General features: G+C 62.1%; 20 protein-coding genes and 2 pseudogenes. 12 read left to right on the forward strand and 10 right to left on the reverse strand.

Going from position 1 to position 14,585, the window contains the following annotated elements:
- The first annotated feature begins 1 nt into the window (after position 1).
- From truB to pnp, 3 genes are all read left to right on the forward strand, one after another.
- The gene (gene truB, locus E6P07_RS04385) at positions 2-919 is read left to right on the forward strand and encodes a tRNA pseudouridine(55) synthase TruB (RefSeq protein WP_153974492.1); all 918 of its coding nucleotides are present in this window, start codon (positions 2-4) and stop codon (positions 917-919) included.
- Between the two features lie 125 nt (positions 920-1,044).
- Positions 1,045-1,314, forward strand: coding sequence for a 30S ribosomal protein S15 (gene rpsO, locus E6P07_RS04390; protein ID WP_153974493.1), 270 nt, complete (start codon positions 1,045-1,047; stop codon positions 1,312-1,314).
- A gap of 225 nt (positions 1,315-1,539) precedes the next feature.
- The gene (gene pnp / locus E6P07_RS04395; protein ID WP_425505155.1) at positions 1,540-3,636 is read left to right on the forward strand and encodes a polyribonucleotide nucleotidyltransferase; all 2,097 of its coding nucleotides are present in this window, start codon (positions 1,540-1,542) and stop codon (positions 3,634-3,636) included.
- Positions 3,637-3,701: 65 nt separating this feature from the next.
- On the opposite strand, the gene nikR is transcribed toward pnp, so the two are convergent.
- Positions 3,702-4,124 (reverse strand): nickel-responsive transcriptional regulator NikR, encoded by a 423-nt coding sequence (nikR, locus tag E6P07_RS04400; protein ID WP_153974495.1) that lies wholly within the window; start codon positions 4,122-4,124, stop codon positions 3,702-3,704.
- Positions 4,125-4,211: 87 nt separating this feature from the next.
- Positions 4,212-4,385, reverse strand: coding sequence for a hypothetical protein (locus E6P07_RS04405; RefSeq protein WP_153974496.1), 174 nt, complete (start codon positions 4,383-4,385; stop codon positions 4,212-4,214).
- A gap of 162 nt (positions 4,386-4,547) precedes the next feature.
- Between E6P07_RS04405 and E6P07_RS04410 the strand changes: the two genes are divergently transcribed.
- Both E6P07_RS04410 and E6P07_RS04415 read left to right on the forward strand, forming a co-directional pair.
- Positions 4,548-6,233, forward strand: a complete 1,686-nt coding sequence (locus E6P07_RS04410) for an ATP-binding protein (protein ID WP_153974497.1) — start codon at positions 4,548-4,550, stop codon at positions 6,231-6,233.
- Between the two features lie 6 nt (positions 6,234-6,239).
- Positions 6,240-6,728 carry a hypothetical protein gene (locus E6P07_RS04415; RefSeq protein WP_153974498.1) on the forward strand — a complete coding sequence of 163 codons (489 nt, stop codon included), beginning with the start codon at positions 6,240-6,242 and terminating at the stop codon, positions 6,726-6,728.
- 179 nt (positions 6,729-6,907) lie between these two features.
- Here the strand turns inward: E6P07_RS04415 and E6P07_RS13865 are convergent.
- A pseudogene (locus E6P07_RS13865) lies at positions 6,908-7,374 on the reverse strand (phage integrase N-terminal SAM-like domain-containing protein); the annotation flags it as partial.
- Here E6P07_RS13865 and E6P07_RS14145 point away from each other — a divergent pair.
- The 7 genes from E6P07_RS14145 to E6P07_RS04450 all read left to right on the forward strand — a co-directional run bounded on the left by E6P07_RS14145 (position 7,288) and on the right by E6P07_RS04450 (position 9,871).
- The gene (locus E6P07_RS14145) at positions 7,288-7,494 is read left to right on the forward strand and encodes a hypothetical protein (RefSeq protein ID WP_170286767.1); all 207 of its coding nucleotides are present in this window, start codon (positions 7,288-7,290) and stop codon (positions 7,492-7,494) included. The pseudogene E6P07_RS13865 and the gene E6P07_RS14145 overlap by 87 nt on opposite strands.
- A 64-nt stretch (positions 7,495-7,558) precedes the next feature.
- Positions 7,559-7,927: a cupin domain-containing protein gene (locus tag E6P07_RS14150; RefSeq protein ID WP_153974499.1), complete on the forward strand. Its 369-nt coding sequence runs from the start codon at positions 7,559-7,561 to the stop codon at positions 7,925-7,927.
- Between the two features lie 79 nt (positions 7,928-8,006).
- Complete coding sequence (locus E6P07_RS04430) at positions 8,007-8,369, forward strand: hypothetical protein (RefSeq protein WP_153974500.1); 363 nt, start codon at positions 8,007-8,009, stop codon at positions 8,367-8,369.
- Positions 8,370-8,423: 54 nt separating this feature from the next.
- Entirely contained in the window at positions 8,424-8,834 is a 411-nt protein-coding gene (locus E6P07_RS04435; protein WP_162008604.1) for a hypothetical protein, read from the forward strand.
- Complete coding sequence (locus E6P07_RS04440; RefSeq protein WP_153974502.1) at positions 8,831-9,073, forward strand: hypothetical protein; 243 nt, start codon at positions 8,831-8,833, stop codon at positions 9,071-9,073. The genes E6P07_RS04435 and E6P07_RS04440 overlap by 4 nt, the downstream gene beginning before the upstream one ends.
- 2 nt (positions 9,074-9,075) lie before the next feature.
- Entirely contained in the window at positions 9,076-9,258 is a 183-nt protein-coding gene (locus E6P07_RS04445) for a hypothetical protein (protein WP_153974503.1), read from the forward strand.
- Between the two features lie 97 nt (positions 9,259-9,355).
- Positions 9,356-9,871: a DUF2726 domain-containing protein gene (locus E6P07_RS04450; protein WP_153974504.1), complete on the forward strand. Its 516-nt coding sequence runs from the start codon at positions 9,356-9,358 to the stop codon at positions 9,869-9,871.
- A gap of 27 nt (positions 9,872-9,898) precedes the next feature.
- Here the strand turns inward: E6P07_RS04450 and E6P07_RS04455 are convergent.
- From E6P07_RS04455 to E6P07_RS04485, 7 genes and pseudogenes are all read right to left on the reverse strand, one after another.
- Positions 9,899-10,351: pseudogene (locus tag E6P07_RS04455) on the reverse strand (IS3 family transposase); the annotation flags it as partial.
- A gap of 100 nt (positions 10,352-10,451) precedes the next feature.
- Positions 10,452-11,204, reverse strand: a complete 753-nt coding sequence (locus E6P07_RS04460; RefSeq protein ID WP_425505146.1) for an energy-coupling factor ABC transporter ATP-binding protein — start codon at positions 11,202-11,204, stop codon at positions 10,452-10,454.
- Between the two features lie 67 nt (positions 11,205-11,271).
- On the reverse strand, positions 11,272-12,027 hold the full coding sequence (cbiQ, locus tag E6P07_RS04465) for a cobalt ECF transporter T component CbiQ (RefSeq protein ID WP_153974507.1): 756 nt from the start codon (positions 12,025-12,027) through the stop codon (positions 11,272-11,274).
- Positions 12,024-12,644 carry a carboxypeptidase-like regulatory domain-containing protein gene (locus tag E6P07_RS04470; RefSeq protein ID WP_153974508.1) on the reverse strand — a complete coding sequence of 207 codons (621 nt, stop codon included), beginning with the start codon at positions 12,642-12,644 and terminating at the stop codon, positions 12,024-12,026. The genes cbiQ and E6P07_RS04470 overlap by 4 nt, the downstream gene beginning before the upstream one ends.
- Positions 12,637-13,257 (reverse strand): cobalt transporter CbiM, encoded by a 621-nt coding sequence (gene cbiM / locus E6P07_RS04475; protein WP_153974509.1) that lies wholly within the window; start codon positions 13,255-13,257, stop codon positions 12,637-12,639. Before cbiM ends, E6P07_RS04470 begins: the two co-directional genes overlap by 8 nt.
- Positions 13,258-13,270: 13 nt before the next feature.
- Entirely contained in the window at positions 13,271-14,044 is a 774-nt protein-coding gene (locus E6P07_RS04480) for a DUF4198 domain-containing protein (protein ID WP_153974510.1), read from the reverse strand.
- An 81-nt stretch (positions 14,045-14,125) separates the two neighbouring features.
- Entirely contained in the window at positions 14,126-14,479 is a 354-nt protein-coding gene (locus tag E6P07_RS04485) for a hypothetical protein (protein WP_153974511.1), read from the reverse strand.
- Between the last annotated feature and the right edge of the window lie 106 nt (positions 14,480-14,585).

The following is a 14,585-nucleotide window of genomic DNA, read 5'->3' on the forward strand; positions in this document are numbered from 1 at the left end:
CATGGGACGCCGCCGTCATTGGGGACGCCCCGTGAGCGGGATCCTGCTCTTGGACAAGCCGCTTGGACTGTCCTCGAACGAGGCCCTGCAACGGGTCAAGCGTTATTATCGTGCCGCCAAGGCCGGGCATACCGGGAGTCTGGATCCACTGGCGACTGGGCTTCTTCCCTGTTGTCTGGGTGACTCGACCAAGTTTTCGGCCTTTCTACTGGATGCCGACAAGCGCTATTGCGTGCGGGTGCGTCTGGGCGAGACCACGGCGACCGGCGATGCTGAGGGCGAGGTGTTGGAGCGGGCGCCGGTCGCGGGCGTGACCGAGGAACTTTTGCAGACGGTCCTGCGCCGTTTTCTTGGCCCCATCGATCAGCGTCCACCCATGTATTCGGCGGTCAAGCACCAGGGGCGGCGGCTCTATGATCTGGCGCGCCAGGGTCTGGAGGTCGAGCGTCAACCGCGTCGTGTCGAGATCCATGCGCTTGACCTGCGCTCGATGGCGTTGCCCGAGATCGAGCTTGAGGTGCATTGTTCCAAGGGGACCTATGTCCGTGCCCTGGCCGAGGACATCGGACGCGCGCTCGGGTGCGGTGCCCATGTAAGCGCCCTGCGCCGGACCGGCGTTGGTCCCTATGTCGAGCCAGAGGTGAGCTTCGTCACCGGTGAACGGATCGCCACACTGGCCGAGGCCGAGGATTTCGCCGCGCTCGACGCCTTGCTGCTACCGCTCGATAGTGCGCTCGGGCATTGTCCGGCGCTGAAGCTCTCGGCTGGTGCCGCCTTCTATCTCAGGCAGGGGCAGGCCGTGCTGGTTCCCCAGGCGCCGACCGCGGGATTGGTCCGGCTCTACGACCCTTCAGCGCGTTTCCTGGGGGTCGGCGAGATCCTCGAAGACGGCAAGGTCCAGCCCAAGCGAGTGATTTGATTAAAACTCCATGTCCGGCCTGATGGAGGCATCCCTGAGGTCATTGTCGGGGATGGTCGCGTCGGGTGGTCCCGTCCGACATTGGGTCGTTTTTCGTATTCCAACCATTTCTGAGGAGAGTTTCAATGACAATGACCGCCGCCGACAAGAAAAAGATTGTCGATGAATACGCGCGCGGCGAGCGCGACACCGGTTCGCCCGAGGTGCAGGTTGCACTGCTGACCGCGCGCATCCAGCAGCTGACCGAGCATTTTAAGGTGCACACCCATGATCATCACTCGCGCCGTGGCCTGGTGCGCATGGTCAACGCACGGCGTAAACTGCTCGACTATCTCAAGCGCAAGGACCTGGATCGCTATCGTGACCTGATCGCGCGCCTAGGTCTGCGTCGTTAATCTCTGCCTTGCTGATCTCTGCATCACGGCCCCGGTGAACGGGTGGTCGGGCGCCGGTCGTTCGTTCGTCCGCTTCCGGTGCCTCAAGCAAGACGTGCCGGGGGCCGACAACACCACGCGCCGCCGGCTCCATATCGCACCGGCCCGAGCCGAGGGTTTGGAGTGTCCGGGGTTGCGCTGGCGGCCCAAACACCCCAAGCCAAACATCCAGAGGATTTATCCGTGATTCCCACCCCTATCGTTAAAGAGTTCCAATTCGGCAAACAGACCGTCAGGCTGGAAACCGGCGAGGTCGCGCGCCAGGCCGATGGTGCCGTCATGGTCAACATGGACGACACCGTGGTCCTCGTGACGGTCGTGGTCGACAAGCGTCCGGGCGCGGAGCGCGACTTCCTGCCCCTGACGGTCGAGTATCAGGAAAAGACCTATGCCGCCGGGCGCATCCCCGGCGGCTTTTTCCGGCGCGAGGGCCGTCCGAGCGAGGGTGAGATCCTGACCGCGCGTCTGATCGACCGTCCGATCCGCCCATTGTTCGCCGAGGGTTTCTGCAACGAGGTGCAGATCATCGCGACCGTCAAGTCGCTGAACCCGGCGGTCAATCCCGAGGTACCGGCCATGCTTGGTGCCTCAGCGGCGCTGATGCTCTCCGGCGTACCCTTCAAGGGTCCGATCGGCGCCGCGCGCGTCGGTTACAAGAACGGTGAATATATCCTCAACCCATCCGTGATCGGACTCGGACCGGACTCGGACCTGGATCTAGTGGTGGCCGGGACGGATAAAGCCGTGCTCATGGTCGAGTCCGAGGCACGCGGGCTGTCTGAGGAGGTCATGCTTGGCGCGGTGCTGTTCGGGCATGAGCAGATGCAGGTCGCGATCCAGGCCATCCGCGAGCTGGCCGCCGAGGCTGGCAAGCCACCAATGGACTGGACGCCGCACGTCATCGATCTGGCGCTGACCGAGCAGGTTCGCGCGGTCGGCGGCGAGTCGATCGCCGCTGCCTATCGCATCAAGGAAAAGCAGGCGCGTTATGCCGCCCTCGACAGTGCACGCGCCGCCATTGTCGAGCAACTATGCAGCGGCGAGGCCCCGGCCTGGACCGAGGCCCAGGTCAGGGCCGCCATCGAGGCGCTGGAGTCGAGCACGGTGCGCGAGTCGATCCTGGCCGGCAACCCGCGCATCGATGGACGCGACACCAAGACCGTGCGTCCGATCAGCATCCGGACCGGTGTCCTACCACGCACCCATGGCTCGGCATTGTTCACGCGCGGCGAGACCCAGGCGATGGTCATCACCACCCTCGGCACCGAGCGCGATTCGCAGATCATCGATGCACTGGAGGGCGAGCGGCGCGAGCACTTCATGCTGCACTACAACTTCCCGCCTTTCTGTGTCGGCGAGATCGGGCGGGTCGGCAGTCCCAAGCGCCGTGAGATCGGTCATGGGCGTCTGGCCAAGCGCGGGGTGCTGGCGGTGATGCCGAGCATCGAGGAGTTCCCCTATTCGGTGCGCGTGGTCTCGGAGATCACCGAGTCCAATGGGTCCAGCTCGATGGCCAGCGTCTGCGGAACCAGTCTGGCCCTGATGGATGCTGGTGTGCCGATCAAGGCACCGGTTGCGGGTGTGGCTATGGGTCTGATCAAGGAAGGCGAGCGCTTTGCCGTCCTCACCGACATCATGGGCGACGAAGACCACCTGGGCGACATGGACTTCAAGGTTGCGGGGACGGCTGAGGGCATCAATGCGCTCCAGATGGACATCAAGATCGAGGGGATCACCAAGGAGATCATGGAGATCGCGCTCGCACAGGCGAAGGAGGCACGCCTGCATATCCTCGCCGAGATGAACAAGGTGATGCCCTCCCACCGGCCCGAGATGTCCGAACATGCCCCGCGCATCATCGAGTTCAAGATCCATCCCGAGAAGATCCGTGACGTCATCGGCAAGGGCGGGTCGGTCATCCGGGCCATCACCGAGGAGACGGGCGCCACCATCGACATCAATGACGATGGCGTGGTCAAGATCTTTTCCGTGGTCAAGTCCGCCGGCGAGGAGGCCAAGCGTCGCATCCAGCTCATCACTGCAGATGTCGAGGTGGGCAAGGTCTACGAGGGCCGGGTCGCGCGTTTGATGGATTTCGGCGCCTTCGTCACCATCCTGCCCGGACGTGATGGCCTGGTTCACATCTCGCAGATCTGCGAGGAGCGGGTGCAGTCCGTCAGCGACAAGCTCAAGGAAGGCGACCTGGTGCGCGTCAAGGTGCTGGAGGTCGACAAGCAGGGCCGCATCCGGCTGAGTATGAAGGCGGTCGAGCCGGGCGAATAAGGGGTGGCCTCAGTTCGCCGAATCGAGTGACCCAAACCGCGTATCGGTCCTCATGCGCGGTTTAATTAATGCTCGACCTTGGATGTGCGCGTCAATTCAGCAAAGCGCACGCCGCGGAGTCCGCCGATCTCCAGACTGAGCCGTTCGATCTCAGCCGGCATCCCGCGGAGGATGATGGTCTCTAGACAGTTGTGATGATCCAGATGGACATGGGTCGTGGCGATCACATGGACGTACTGATGGTGCTGGATGTCTAGGATCTGCCGGGTCAGCTCTCGTTGATGGTGGTCGTAGACGATGGTCAGCACCCCAGCGACCTCGGCGTCACCGCGCTCCCAGGTCTCCTCGACGATCCGTTCCCGGATCAGATCGCGCACCAACTCGGAGCGCGAGGCATAGCCCCTATTGACTACACGCTGATCGAGCTCGTCGAGCAGCGTCTTGGGGAGCGAGACGGTGAAGCGGATGGTCGAATCGGGACTTGTCATCAGGGGATCCAGTGCGTTTAGCCGGGCGAAGGATAGCAATCCGGACAACGCACTGAAACCCTGGGATACGTGAACGAACCGATCGTGTCAGCCGTTCAAAGGTTCCACTGCCTGACTAGGCTCCGTCGGCTGGGTTCTGACCTCGGTGGTTGGCGTGCGCGCCTGGCCTGTCATCGAGTGGTCGTCGGGCGACGTCAGAATTGCGGTCTGTACACCACCGACCAGGACGGCAATCAGGGCGAAGACTCCAAGAATGTCCATGATACGACTCCTGAAAGGCTAGCAATTTACTCTATTCTAATAATATAAGAATATTCTAATTTTTCAAGTCCAACACCGGTGTGAATCGTCTGTCGAGCGAGACTTGTCGACATCAAGCGCGCGATAATCGGTCAGCCCAAATCACCTGGAGTCCAGTCGCCAATGTCCACGCCAGATCCAACGCTCATCGGCCGCGTCATCGACATCCAAGCCGGACGCCTGATCGCCACGCTCTTGCCCGTCGAGGATGGCTTCCCCGCGACCAAGACACTGGAAGACGAAACGCTCCCGATCGGCCAGTTGGGCAGTCTAGTGGAGGTCCGGGATCGCGCCGGACACATCCTCGCCGAGATCACCCGCTGCCATGAAGAGGTCGTCGGCACCCGCACCGTCCAGGGCGAGGCCAATACGAGCCCACGCCAGGTCAGGGTGCGCGAGCGGCGGCTAGAGCTGACCGCGCTTGGTGAGATCAACAGCAAGGATCGGCTCGAGCCCGGCGTGAGCCGCTATCCGGTGCTCGGCGCGAGCGTGCACCTGATTCCCACTGCGCGTCTGGCGGTGCTGCTGGCACGTCCGACCCAGGTCGCGCTAGAACTGGGGCGGCTGTCGGTGCGTTCTGCGCTCAAGGCCAGCCTAGAGCCAACGGCCCTGTTCGGGCGCCACCTGGCCATCCTCGGTCAGTCGGGATCGGGTAAATCCTGGACGCTCTCCAGTCTGATGCAGCGCGTGGTCAAGACCATGCCGCATTCGCACCTCATCCTGCTCGACCTGCACGGCGAATACAGCTGGAAGGGTTCCGATGGCGCGACTGAGGGCATCTTTCCGCCCGGCACGGCACGCTATCTCGACGCGCGCGAATTGGAGATCCCCTATTGGCTGCTGACCTATGCGGAACTGGTCGATCTCTTCATCGACCGCTCGGATGCCAATGCCTCGGTCCAGATCGCCTTTCTGCGCGAGACCCTCTATGCCCTGCGCAAGCAGTCCAACCAGCACGCCGGGATCGATCGGCTCTCGGTCGACTCGCCGGTCTACTTTCCGATCGACGAGCTCTATCAGCGCTTCAAGAAGGCCAATGAGGAAAAGCTCGAATTCGGTAAGGTCAAGGGGCCACTGTTCGGGGCCTTCGATGACTTTTTGGTGCGCTTCCTTGCGCTCTACAACGACGGGCGCTACGACTTCTTCATGCACCCGCGCAAGCACCGTAGTTCGGCCAGTCTGGAGGGGTTACTGCGCGACTTCGTCGGGTTGGGCGAGCCCAAGCGTCAGGTGACCGTGATCGATCTCAGCCCCGTGCCTGTCGATCTACGCCCGGTTATCTCGGCGCAGATCGGTCGGCTCGCCTATGAATTCAATTACTGGAATCCGCGTCGGCACGAGTTTCCGCTGGTGTTGGTCTGCGAGGAGGCACATCAATACATCCCGCGCGAGTCCGACACCCGCTTCGTTGGGACCAGACGCGCGATGGAACGGATCGCCAAAGAGGGACGCAAATATGGCGTCACGCTCTGTATCGTCAGCCAGCGTCCGACCGAGCTCTCGGAGACCGTGTTGGCCCAATGCGGCAACTATCTCTGTCTGCGCATCTCCAACGCCGACGACCAAGAATATGTGCGCCGGCTGCTGCCCGAGGGGGCCAAGAATCTGGCCGACCGGCTCGCCTCGCTGCGTCGGGGCGAGGTCTTGGCCGTGGGTGATGCCCTGCAGCTGCCCACGCGCATCCAGGTCGATCCACCCGATCCGCCGCCGGCGAGCGCTGACGCGCCCTTCTCGCAGAGCTGGATGCGGGGTCCAGATGATTTGGACGTCAATGGGATCGTCGACCACTGGTGGCGTCAGGTGCGCTGAGGAGGCATGCAGGGCGACAACGACCGGCGTCTGGTCTGGCCCTGGGTTTGGCTGGGGGCGGCAGCCCTGGGGCTCGGCGCGATCCTCGTCGTCGTTCAGGCCGTTTGGTCGGTGCTGTATCCTTCGGCGTCTTGGGTCGCACCGCTCGATCCGCACTGTGATCTGCGGGCCGGACCCTGTGAGGTCCGTTTTGGCGGTGGTGGTCGGGTCCGCCTTGGGATCGAGCCGCGGACCCTGCCGGTGGCCGCGCCACTGCGGCTTAAGGTCGAACTCTCGGGACTGGAGGCCAAGGCAGTCGAGGTCGATTTCGTCGGTGTTGAGATGTACATGGGCTTCAATCGCGTGACGCTGGAACCGCTCGGTACGGGCCGCTATGCCGGAAACGGCATGATCCCAGTGTGCACCAGTAAACGCATGACCTGGGAGGCGCGTGTGTTGCTCCATACACCAGACGGACTCCTCGCCGCGCCCTTTCGGTTTGAGAGCGCGCCCTGAGTCCTAGGATGGGCAGCGCATAGCGATGCCCATCGACCATTCGGATATTTCCTCGCCAGCGCATCCGGCAACCACACCGCCGCCAGGCCTGAGCGTAAATCATCCTCGTAAATCAGGCGTCTTCGTGCCAGATGTGCCTGCAGGGGCCCCGCCAGCGCCGCCGGCAACATCGTCACGCGATCCTTCGCGCCCTTGCCGTCGCGGATCAGAATCTCGTTGCGACCGAAATCAACGTCCTTCACCCGCAATCGCACGCACTCCATCAGCCGCATGCCCGTGCCGTAGAGCAGACGCGCCATCAGGCCATACACCCCGTCCATGCGATCGAGCACGGCGCGCACCTCGGCGGGGGTGAGCACCACCGGCAGGCGCTGCGGCCGCTTCGCGCGCGTGAGGCCTTCCAGCCACGGCAACTCGACCCCCAGCACCTCGCGGTAAAGGAACAGCAGCGCCGACAGCGCCTGATTCTGCGTCGCCGCCGCCACCTGGCCATTGACCGCCAGATCGGACAAAAACGCCTCGACCTCCGCCGCCCCAACTCGCACGGGTGACGCTTGCCGTGGAACAGGATGAAGCGCCTTATCCAAAAGACATATTGACCTTCGGTGCGGATGGAGTAGTGTTTCGTCCTGAGCCGCTCGCGCACCTGATCGAGCAGGCGCGGCGGCGATGGGGTATCAGGCGCGGAAAGCGGCGTCATATCCTGCGCGATGGCGAAGGAAATCAAATGAAACAGCAGCTTAAAGCCGAGCGTTTTGAGTTATAGGCACCAGTGGGCTGGAATATACACCTGTTTTTCCGTCTACTTCACGTTGGGCATAAGGAGAAAAATGGGAAAAACAACGTCCACATATTGGAACCCGCTGGATCCAGCTAATCGAAATCAATGGAAACCGATCAAGGGCCTTGAGAATATTGCCGAAGAGCTCACTCTCAGCATTGATGCAGCGACAGGTGAATATACCCGTCTCACACGGTTTCATCCTGGCGCAGACACGACCCCTTTTGGTGGAAAAAGCCACCCATATCCAGAAGAGGTTTTCATTGTTAGCGGTCGTCTCTATGATCACGCCTTTAATAAGTGGCTGGAGCCTGGAGACTATGCGAGCAGGCCTCCCGGAGAGATTCATGGGCCATTTAAAACAGACGTTGGGTGTATCGTATTAGAATTATCCTTTCCAAACCGAGCGATTGCATAGCTAATATTGCCCAACAAGGCGCTGCAGCCGACGGCGGCCACGGGCCGCCGCGGCTGAGCTTGGTTCGTTAGGGTTTCCCATGCGCAAGCCTGATATCACCGCATACGCCTTATCCGTTGCGACCGGAATGGTTCTTTGGTTTGCCGCCATGGCTTCGAGTGGCAAGCGGGAACCTTGGGATGACCCCTCATACTGGTCAGTGGTCTATCCAGCAGCCATCATCGTCAGTGGCTTGCTGGGCTTCTTTTTTAGCAACCGTTCATGGCGCTGGCCTTTGGCATTGTTCTGCGGGCAGTTCCTCGCACTGACTATCCGCGCTGGCGAACTCGGCAACCTGTGGCCTCTCGGTTTGCTGCTGTTTCTCGTAATGTCCGTGCCCGGTATTGCCGTAGCAAAACTTGGAGGGTGGCTCAATGGCAAGATTTCGCCGCACCAGCCCTAACCCCGCGCTCCAGTGGGACGCGCCGCAAGCGGCGCGCCCCTGAGCTTCGACGTTATGTTCCCGAATATGGCCACTGAAAAACGTACGTCATGGCGGCTAAGCGCCGCTTTCTTAGTCGGCATGCTTAGTGTGGGCATTCCAGTCTGGTTGATGCCATACAGCAAACTGAATGTCCCAAGTGCTCTGTACGGGGCGGGGCTGGTCGTGGTCTTCATCTTGGCCGCGTTGCTCCGTGCTTCTGGTTTTTCGACATTTTCCAGAACTTTGCACGTCCTGTCGGCGTCGGTTCCTGCTGCTCTGATGGCGCGCATAGTCGTCGAGGGTGCCATGGACCCTACCAAGCATAATCTATGGCCTCTGGCCATCATCATTTCCGCTGTGGTCGGCTATGCCGCTACCGCCCCGGGCGTGATCCTCGGGCAACTGATCTACCGCTTGGCGCACAGGGAGGATAAAACTCAATGATCGACCTGGAAGAAAGACTGCTCACCCGATGGTCGGCCAGAAAGTTCCTTGTCGCCGGGATCATCATTGCAGCAATGGGTTATCTGCCCCTGCAGCTCTACATCATGTTCGGGCCACGCGACGGAAACCCGATCGGTCTTGGCCTGCTGTTCATTACGGTGACTCCTGTTGGCCTGGGGGTGGTCGCTATCGGCTTGGTCAAGCTGATCGTTGGTTTTTTTCTTGGCCGCAGGAGCTGATCGTGTTCAAGGTGCTCGGAGGGATGTTGGCGCTCTACGTGCTCTATGCGGTCGTCATGGGAAGGATCTATGTCGAATCCGGGCCATGGGGTCGCGTGGTGTATCGCGAAGAGTCACCGGAATATTTCTGGATTTCTGTCGTTGTTTATGCTGGACTAGCCGTGGCCTTGGTTGCGTTTTTTTAACGTGAAACATAACACTGCGCTCCAGCGGGACGCGCCGCAAGCGGCGCGCCCCTGAGCTTCGACGTTAGGCATTCACCCACAAGGGAAAGCAAGAGAAATGAGCACAATTATTTTGCTGTTAGTCGTTGTCATTGTTGTTGTCGCAGTTCTGGCAGCACTCAAAGCCAAATCCCGAGGCGGTGACACTGAGGAGGTTTGGCCTTTCTACGCCAAGAAACCGCTTTCCCAGCCAGAGCAGGTACTTTACTTTCGCCTCGTTCAGGCATTGCCTGAGCATATCGTCCTTTCCCAAGTACAGCTGTCCCGCTTGCTCGGAGTCAAGAAAGGCAATAACTATCAGGCATGGTTCAATCGCATCAACCGGATGAGTGCTGACTTCGTGGTGTGCAACAAAGACTCAAGCATTGTCTCCGTCATCGAGCTTGATGACGCGACACACCAAAAAGAGGATCGTCAGGCGGCAGACGCGAAAAAAGATAAAGCCCTTAGATCGGCAGGCATCCGCATAGTACGTTGGCAGGCAAAAGCAATTCCCGATATTGCCACTATCCAATCAACCATCATGCCTAACACTGCGCTCCAGCGGGACGCGCCGCAAGCGGCGTGCCCATGAGCTTCGACGTTGGGTGTCTGTCACGGGCATCCTGAAATAGGTCATATCCGTGCTCCAGACTTGGTTGGGCCGCGTAACCTCGACGCCCCGCAGCAGGTCGGGATGGACGCAGTGGTCCGGGGGCTTGACGCTCGTCGTCGGTCCCAGTGCCATCCCCGCCAGGCGCATCAGCCGCTGTACCCGCTTGCGATTAACCGCGTGGCCTTGCCGCGCCAAATACACAACCATCCGCCGACTGGCGTAAAACGGCCGCCGCGTGTATTCCTCGTCGATCAGCCGGCACAGCAACAGCTTCCCCTCGGATTCCTCGCTTAGAACCTTCCGCCCGTAGAAGGTGGCCCGCGCCACCCCGGACAATTCGCATTGCCGCGCCAGCGCCAGTTCCGCTTCCCGGTCGATCCAGCCCATTCGCGTCTCGCTACTCATCGTCCGGACTTTTTTGAGCCAGTCCAGTTCCATCTTCAGCCTTCCGATCTCCCCGACATGGATCTAAGAGCCAGCGTTATTGGTAGGATGGCTCGTCACGGTGCGCCGGTTTGGGATCGCTGAGACCAGCGCCACCTTTGAACCCAAGGAATGCTCAATGTGGATGTTGGTATTCCAGGTCGGTGTGCGGTCCGATCAGTTCGTCCGCTGAGTGCGGATGCAGATGATCGTGTCGATGGGCATGGGTATGGCTGTGCAGGATGGCCTCCACAAGCCGACCCGCGACGAGCCGGACCGCCCGGGTCGCCAGCCGCGCCAGGAACGCCCAGTCGTGCGAGACCAGGATCATCGCCTGTTTTAGCCCCTCTAGATGGGCGATCAGCCGCTCGGCGGTTGCCTCGTCCAGGCCAGTGGTCGGTTCGTCGAGCAGCAGGACCTCGGGGTGCATCGCCAGCACGGTCGCGAGCGCGACCAGCCGCTTCTCGCCCGCCGACAACCGGTAGGTAATGCGCTCAGCGAAGTCGGCGAGTCCCAGATGATCGAGCGTCTCCAGGGCATCGGTGCGCGCCTGTTCAGGCGAACGCCCCAGATTCAAGGGACCGAAGGCGACATCCTCCAGCACCGTCGGGCAGAAGAGCTGATCGTCCGAGTCCTGGAACAGCAGACCGACCCGCGTCCGGACCTCATGGAAGTCGCGCTCATGCGTGCGTTCGCGCCCGAAGGCGAGGATTCGGCCCGAACTAGGGCGTTTGAGTCCGACCAGCAGGTGCAAAAGGGTCGTCTTGCCGGCCCCATTGGCCCCGATCAGGGCGACCCGCTCGCCTGGTTCGAGTCTGAAGTCCAGTTCGTGCAGGACACGGCGGTCGTGATAGTCGAAGCCGACTCGTTGCAGCTCGATCAGGGGCATCGTCATGGTCTCTTGATGGCGGCGATGGGGTCGGGCAGGGCTCTAAGACTCATCAATCTGGCAAGCCTCAGCTCTGATCCAGCCAGACCAGTGCACCGAGCAGCAGGGCCAGACCAAGTGCGCCGAGCGTGTCCCCTGTGCGCCAGCGCGGCGTGTCGAGCCGGTATAGCCGCCCGTGGAAGCCACGACAGCGCATGGCGTCCATCACCCGCTCGGCGCGCGCCAGACTGCGTACCAGCAACATCCCCATCAGCCAGCCATAGACGCGCCAGGTGTGCCAGTCGGTACGCGGCACAAAGGCGCGCGCCCGCATGGCCTGACGCAATCGGACGAATTCGGCATGAACGAGATGGATCTGGCGGGCCGTCATCAGCAGCAAATGGGTCAGCTTATCCGGTACACCGAGCCGTCCTAGCGCCTGACCGAGCACCACGGGGTCGAGCGTGCCGACCAGGGTGATGAGGGCAAGCACCACGGCATTGGCCTTGAACAGGATCATCAGGGCCAGGTCGCGCCCAGCCCTGCTCGCGCTCAATGATCCAAGGTCGAACCAGGGTTGGCCCGGTACGGTGAAGGGTAGGGTCAGCAGCACGATGAGCATGAAGCCTTCCAGGGCCAGCAGACGCCGGACCAGGTCGCGAGCCTTCAGTCCGGCGGCGAGTGCCAGACCGAGTGCTAGCCCTAGGGCCGAGCTCGTGCTGATGACATGATCGAGTCCGACCGTGATCAATGCGAAGGCGAGTACGGCGATGACACGCAGACGTGGATCGCGCGCGACGATCCAGCCGGAACCCTTGATATCGGGGATGGGCGTGGCGGTCACGCACGCTCGCCCGCACGACGACAACGCCACCAAAGCGCCAGTCCGGTCAGGCCCAGGATGTAGCCGATCCCGCCTAGGACATCCTGGAAGCGGACACGCTCCTCGAGTGCATTCAGGCGCTCGGCGAGCGGATGCGTCTGACGGGCGAGTGCCTGCTCGATGGCGCCGATCAGCGCCGGGTCGTGATCGAGCGGGACCCGGGATGCGGTGATGTCCGCCGGGGGCTGAGTCCGAGTCGGTGACGACCCCGCGTCGGGGTTCGGAGCGGCGGGGGGCGGTGTGGTGGGCGACGAAGACGCGCCTTGCAGTGTCTCAGCCGCGATGACCCACTGAGCGCGATGCCCATCGCCAGTCTCGGCGACGAGCCGATGCTCGATCGGCGCGAGCGTACGATAGGCGAAGCCCCCGTCTTCCATCGGGGTCAGTTCGGCGAGCACGTGGCCTGCGCTGTCCTGGACCTCGACTCTGGCACCGCTCGCCCCGGCCCCGCCGACGAAATAGACGCGACCGCGGATCCAATCGCCCTCGGTTTGGGCAAAGAGCTTGAGTTTGTGGGCCAGTGCAGGCTGGCTCAGCAGCGCCAGCAGCAGCAACCAGATCGAAGGGGTCTTAGTCATGCAGGTTCGCTCCCGGCGACAGTATCTCGGGGGCGACCCGCTGCAAAAAACCGACGATGGTAGCCGTGATTAGTCCCTCGACCAGGGCCAGGGGTGGATAGGTCAGCGCCAGGATCTTGGCCGCAGGGCGGAAGGGCTCGCCGCTCAAGGCCAGGGTCGCGGCCACCAGCATCCCTGTCAGCATCACCCCCAGGAGACCGGCCCCGAAGCCGATCCAGACCCGACGCGCCGGAGGCGCGTGCCCCAGCGCCGGGGCCAGCAGCCAGGCGCACATGAGCGCCGGGAGGGCCATGTTCAGGGTATTGACGCCCAGCACCAGAGGGCCGCCGAACCCGAAAAAGGCCGCCTGGAGGGCGAGCGCGACCAGGATCGCCGGCACCGCTGTCCAGCCGAGCAGTAGGCCCATGAGTCCATTGAGCAGTAGATGGACACTGGTCGGTCCCAGCGGGACGCTGATGAGCGATGAGACGAAGAACGCCGCCGAGAGCACGGCGGCATGGGGCAGACGGTCATAGTCGATCCGGCGTAAGGCCAGGGTCAAGAGGCTGGCTGTCATCACCCCACCGCCGATCAGGACCTGGGGCGTGAGCACACCCTCGGGGATATGGGCCATGCCTCGCTCCGCGCTATTTCATGTCACGGGTATGGACCCAGATGAGCGCGCCGGTCTCAACCGGCACCTCCTGGCCCTCCGGATTCTGGAGCGTCCGCTCGCTTTCCGGCAGCGCCGCGAAACCCCACCAGCCCGCACGCGGCATGGCATAGGCGAAGACACCCTGGGCATCGGTCTTGAGGACCTGGGTGACGAAGGCATCGGCCGGCGGGGTCAGCGAGCCGTCGTTGCGCCACTCGACCTCGACCTCGGCGAAGGGCACGGGTTGGCCATTGCGCTTGACGATGCCGCGAAACAGATTGCCGGTCCAGAGACCATAGGGCCGGGTCAGGGGTGTGATCTCGACCGGAAGGCCGACCTCGGCGTCCCAGCCCCCACCACCGCCAAAACCATCGACCACGACCTTGGTGTAATGCACGATCATGACGCCCTCGGCCGGCTCCCAATAGGGGGCCGGTTCGACGAAAAAGACATGGTCGCCGGGTTGCTGGATCCGATAGCGGGCGCTATAGGCCGGTTGGCCATCCTGGGTGCGCGCTGTCAGGTTTGCGAGCAGATCCTCGCGCCCGGAGGGTGTCAGGACGCCAAACTGGACTGGGCGGCCCATGGCCATGGCTGGACCGCGCTCCATCGGGTGGGTGAAGGTCAGATCCAGGGTGATCTCGCTTGAAGACGGATCTGTCACCACATCCGTAGAGGGGATGAGCTCCTGGAAATGGGCCTGGGCGGCCAGGGCGATGAAAAGGCCGAGCCAGGTGAAATGGCGGAACGGACTGAGGTCTCGCATCGGGGGAGATCGCTCGAAGGCTATCGACTGAGTATGAGCGGATACTGATTCATCACACTTCAGACTGTCAAGCCGGTTTCGTCATCCCGCCTCAGACAGCGTCGAGGGCTGTCCCTGGGTCTCCTTGACGGCGATCTGCTGGCGCAACTGATCGATCTGATCACCGAGTTTACGGAGCGCGCTGATCTGCTCGCGCAGATAGTTGATCTCCTCTTGCATGCGCAGGCTGCCCTGGGCGCGCTCGCGTCGGGTGCGCAGCTCGGCGAGTGCCTCCTTGAGTTCCTGCGAGCCAGGATTCTTGCGCGCAAACGGCGGCGGGATAGATGTCTTGGCACGATCCAACGTCGAATCGGATTTATTGCCATAGACACGATCGAGGATGGCTTCCAGGTCGCTACTGAAATGAACGCTGGTCTTTTGAGACTGCTTGGCCATGGATGAAATCCCTGCTGCGATGGGCCTCGATGATAACGGCTCATGAATATAGCCGCGGACCTGTCTTCGAATCTGAGAGCGGGTCTGCGCGATCATCGTTCATCAA

Source organism: Thermochromatium tepidum ATCC 43061, from assembly GCF_009664085.1.
Classification (GTDB): Bacteria; Pseudomonadota; Gammaproteobacteria; order Chromatiales; family Chromatiaceae; genus Thermochromatium; species Thermochromatium tepidum.

Coding starts and splice junctions, on each gene's coding strand:
- truB (WP_153974492.1), top strand. CDS start 2: ATGGGACGCCGCCGTCATTGGGGACGCCCCGTGAGCGGGATCCTGCTC.
- rpsO (WP_153974493.1), top strand. CDS start 1,045: ATGACAATGACCGCCGCCGACAAGAAAAAGATTGTCGATGAATACGCG.
- nikR (WP_153974495.1), bottom strand. CDS start 4,124: ATGACAAGTCCCGATTCGACCATCCGCTTCACCGTCTCGCTCCCCAAG.
- E6P07_RS04405 (WP_153974496.1), bottom strand. CDS start 4,385: ATGGACATTCTTGGAGTCTTCGCCCTGATTGCCGTCCTGGTCGGTGGT.
- E6P07_RS04410 (WP_153974497.1), top strand. CDS start 4,548: ATGTCCACGCCAGATCCAACGCTCATCGGCCGCGTCATCGACATCCAA.
- E6P07_RS04415 (WP_153974498.1), top strand. CDS start 6,240: ATGCAGGGCGACAACGACCGGCGTCTGGTCTGGCCCTGGGTTTGGCTG.
- E6P07_RS14150 (WP_153974499.1), top strand. CDS start 7,559: ATGGGAAAAACAACGTCCACATATTGGAACCCGCTGGATCCAGCTAAT.
- E6P07_RS04430 (WP_153974500.1), top strand. CDS start 8,007: ATGCGCAAGCCTGATATCACCGCATACGCCTTATCCGTTGCGACCGGA.
- E6P07_RS04435 (WP_162008604.1), top strand. CDS start 8,424: ATGTTCCCGAATATGGCCACTGAAAAACGTACGTCATGGCGGCTAAGC.
- E6P07_RS04440 (WP_153974502.1), top strand. CDS start 8,831: ATGATCGACCTGGAAGAAAGACTGCTCACCCGATGGTCGGCCAGAAAG.
- E6P07_RS04450 (WP_153974504.1), top strand. CDS start 9,356: ATGAGCACAATTATTTTGCTGTTAGTCGTTGTCATTGTTGTTGTCGCA.
- E6P07_RS04460 (WP_425505146.1), bottom strand. CDS start 11,204: ATGCCCCTGATCGAGCTGCAACGAGTCGGCTTCGACTATCACGACCGC.
- E6P07_RS04470 (WP_153974508.1), bottom strand. CDS start 12,644: ATGACTAAGACCCCTTCGATCTGGTTGCTGCTGCTGGCGCTGCTGAGC.
- cbiM (WP_153974509.1), bottom strand. CDS start 13,257: ATGGCCCATATCCCCGAGGGTGTGCTCACGCCCCAGGTCCTGATCGGC.
- E6P07_RS04480 (WP_153974510.1), bottom strand. CDS start 14,044: ATGCGAGACCTCAGTCCGTTCCGCCATTTCACCTGGCTCGGCCTTTTC.
- E6P07_RS04485 (WP_153974511.1), bottom strand. CDS start 14,479: ATGGCCAAGCAGTCTCAAAAGACCAGCGTTCATTTCAGTAGCGACCTG.